Annotated in this window: 3 protein-coding genes; 2 read left to right on the top strand and 1 reads right to left on the bottom strand. The window is 48.3% G+C overall.

Annotated elements, in window-relative coordinates; all coding sequences use genetic code 11:
• Positions 1 to 931: hypothetical protein (locus tag KDK14_RS09260; RefSeq protein WP_257264814.1), on the top strand; the 931-nt coding region annotated here is incomplete at its 5' end.
• Positions 932 to 977: 46 nt separating this feature from the next.
• Here KDK14_RS09260 and KDK14_RS09255 read toward each other — a convergent pair.
• On the bottom strand, positions 978 to 2258 hold the full coding sequence (locus KDK14_RS09255) for a cation:proton antiporter (RefSeq protein WP_257264813.1): 1281 nt from the start codon (positions 2256 to 2258) through the stop codon (positions 978 to 980).
• 66 nt (positions 2259 to 2324) lie between these two features.
• Between KDK14_RS09255 and KDK14_RS09250 the strand changes: the two genes are divergently transcribed.
• On the top strand, positions 2325 to 2975 hold the full coding sequence (locus KDK14_RS09250) for a YdcF family protein (RefSeq protein ID WP_257264811.1): 651 nt from the start codon (positions 2325 to 2327) through the stop codon (positions 2973 to 2975).
• Positions 2976 to 3287: the final 312 nt, after the last annotated feature.

Genomic DNA, 3287 nt, shown 5'->3' with positions numbered 1-3287 from the left:
CGTAATTAGCCAGAAATTGCATAATGCCAATGCCTTTTTGGAACTGAATGGTATTGCTGAAATAGATGCCTTAGCTATTAATGGTTTTTTCGACCAATATATTACTGGTATGAAACGCCATATTTTCTCATCTGCTGAGCGATTTGCCGAGTTCAAACGTTGGCAGGATCATCCGGTGCAACAGGTTTGCCTGGACTATTTCTCGAAAGAGGCCATGACCGTTTTGGCGGAAACGTTAAAAGATCATAATGCCAGTGTGCGTTTTTTAAACATCAGCAATGTTTGTGAGTACCCTGAGGAATTCTACAAGGCCATTCCCTTTGATGATAACGGGACGAACATCAGCATCACTCCTTCCCGGTATGTTCAGGGGCTACCATTTTCTGATGACGCTATCTGTGCCTATAGTCAGCTCTTTGGTAGTCGGTTATTCACGGCCACTGCAACAATCCCGGAAATGGCAGACGCTCTGTATGGCTCTGCAATAAGTGGCCGTAATCGGGATCTCAGGGCGCTTTCCAGTAGATACGATCGGTCTCTGTATACGTGGTTCCTCGAACAGGCAGCATATGAAGGTATGCCTGCCCGTGACCGAAAGTTGATTGATGATTTTATCGATATTTATGGAACAGGGCCATCGCATCAGCTACCCACCAGAATCTTCCGGTTGTTTGCCAAACATCCGGTAGAAACAAGGCATGACTGGATATTGTGGCTGACCGCCGGCCGACTCACCAGTTCGGAAGTTGACGAGCTGAAAGTCCATAAAAAGGATCTCAAGTCAGACTATCTCGAGAGTCACCCTGTCAACAGCATGAACTCGCAACCGCCGCTCTTCATCAAAATTCTGGACATGATTACCGCTGAAACAACGCAGGCTGAGACAGTTCAACCGATCGATTGTGCAACAAACTCTCAAACGGCCGCGTAAAAAAGTTACTTTGTATCTTTATGGCATTAAAAAAATCGGCAGAGCGTCAATCACTTCTTAATTCATTGCTGGGGGATATGGGGGTTGGCAGTCTGAACACTACCAGATAGGTAGAAACGATAAAGGTCAGAATTGCCGCCCCTTCAATCAGTAATGCGGTCTCCTGCTGCACTGCGCCTGCCATCATGGCCCCATAGGCCAGAAGCAGAGAGAACTCGCTGCTCTGTCCCAAACGTAATCCCATCTCCCGGGCATTATCGCTTCGTTCGCCTGTCAAATGCTGGAGCAAATATTTAAACAGTATGGGCTTGGCGATTAATACGATTGCTGACGTTAGTACAATAGCCATCAGCAGATGGCTGTTCAGCATCGGATCAAACTGGGCACCAATCGAAAAAAAGAACAGGATCAGAAAAAACTCCCGCAACGGCTTCAAGCCCTCGGCAATAATCAGTGAGATAGGCGATGTAGCAATACTGACCCCGGCAATAAAAGCACCAATCTCATGGGACAGACCAAAGGATTCCGCCAGTTGCGCCGCTGTCAGGCACCAGCCCAGTGACACCAGAAAAATATACTCAGAGATAATGTCAAAACGCCCCATGAACGGTAGGAGGACAAATCGGACAAAACTCCAGGCCCCCAGGGCAAACACACAGGTTTTTAATGGCAGTAATAGAGCCTCGATATGAGCGCCACGGTTGCTGCTGTATAGAACCAGAATGGTCAGAATGGCCAGAATATCTTCGAACAGCAGGATGCTGATCATCACTTCGCCGGTTCGCTTGTGGTGCAGCGTTGTGGTTGGTATCAGCTTTAAACTGAGCACGGTACTGGAAAAAGCCAGCGCCAGGCCAGCAATGAAGGCTTCTATCAATGGCAAACTAAAGAGCAGGACAAGAACGGCCCAGATCATGACACCCGTGACACTCAGGCAGAGAAAGGTTACCAGTGCCGTTTGTTTTAACCGTTTGAGCAGGTTTCTGGGATGGAGGTGCAACCCTAGCAGAAACATCAACAGAATAATCCCCATAGTGGAGACCGCTTCAATATGCCCATCATCGATAACCGCGTCCAGGCCATGAGGACCAACCAGCATACCAAGGCCAATATAAGCGAGAATAATCGGCTGTTTCAGCCAGACAAACAAGGTGCCCAGTAAAGATGCACCACCAAAGATGACGGCCATTTCCAAAACAAGATGTTCAAACGGTCCTTGCACAGCGTAAGCCTTGTCGTTAAAACTATTGAATTGTTCAGGATAGTTGATCAAACAGGTTGAGATTGTGGGATTTTCACTTGACGTTTTTTCCTTTTTGGATGGCATAAGTTCACCAAAACAAGTGACACTGTTGTTTTCATGTTGATGATTTGGCTGATCATAATGGGACTGATGTTTAAGTCATGGGCTGCCTGGCTGGCACTGGCTATTCTCTATTTGTTCTCTACCCCGCCGGTTGCATCGCTACTCATGCATAGCCTTGAGCGTTACCCGGTCTTTAATCCAGCGCAGGCACAACGTGTCGAGCCTCAGGCAATAGTGATTCTTGGGGGTGGTTTACCGCGTATCAGCCCCGAGATGTCAGGTTTTCGTCCTTCCGCGTATACCCTTGAACGACTGCGCTATGGCGCGTGGCTGAGTCGGCAGACTGAGCTGCCGATTATGGTCAGTGGTGGCGGTTTTCGACCGGAGGCGGCCACCATGGCAGAAAGTCTTAAACGTGATTTTGGCGTAGCAACCCGGTGGCAGGAGGATCGAAGCACGACCACCCTGGAAAATGCAGTTTATGCCCGTGACATGCTGCCTGAGGATATTCACTCGGTTTTACTGGTGACCCATGGCTGGCATATGCCACGGGCAGTGCTCAGCTTTGAACGAGCTGGTTTTCAGGTAATTCCGGCGCCGGGTATGCTGGCTGATGGTGCAAAAGATACTTTTCGTATCAGCCGATGGTTGCCCAGTGCCCGTTATTTAAGTGGCAGTGAACGTGCTTTGAGAGAGTACGCAGGGTATTTGTGGTACTGGCTGACCTATCGTCACTGAGGGTTGTTTTTTGAAGATCAGGGAAGACCGTGACTTTAAACTGTCAATACTCCCACCGCCAGGCGATTGAGGAGCGGGAGAGGATGTAGATAACAGCTTTTCTCTTTTGGCACTGGCTGCTGACTCTCCTTTTTTCCTGGCTACTTCATCACTAAAGCCTTTTTCTGAAGCTGATTTATAAGCTTTAAACCTGGCATTGCTAATGGCCCGCAAAATCTTGCCAGTCTCGGTATGATGGTAAGGCTTAAGTCAATGCCAACAATAGTCAGGAATTGCCCCGGAATAACTGCATCATTTTATTCAGACTGGGAA

The organism is Endozoicomonas sp. ONNA2, assembly GCF_024606365.1.
Lineage (GTDB): Bacteria > Pseudomonadota > Gammaproteobacteria > Pseudomonadales > Endozoicomonadaceae > Endozoicomonas.
Note: the sequence above shows the minus strand (reverse complement) of the source record. Positions and strands in the feature narration are given on the sequence as shown.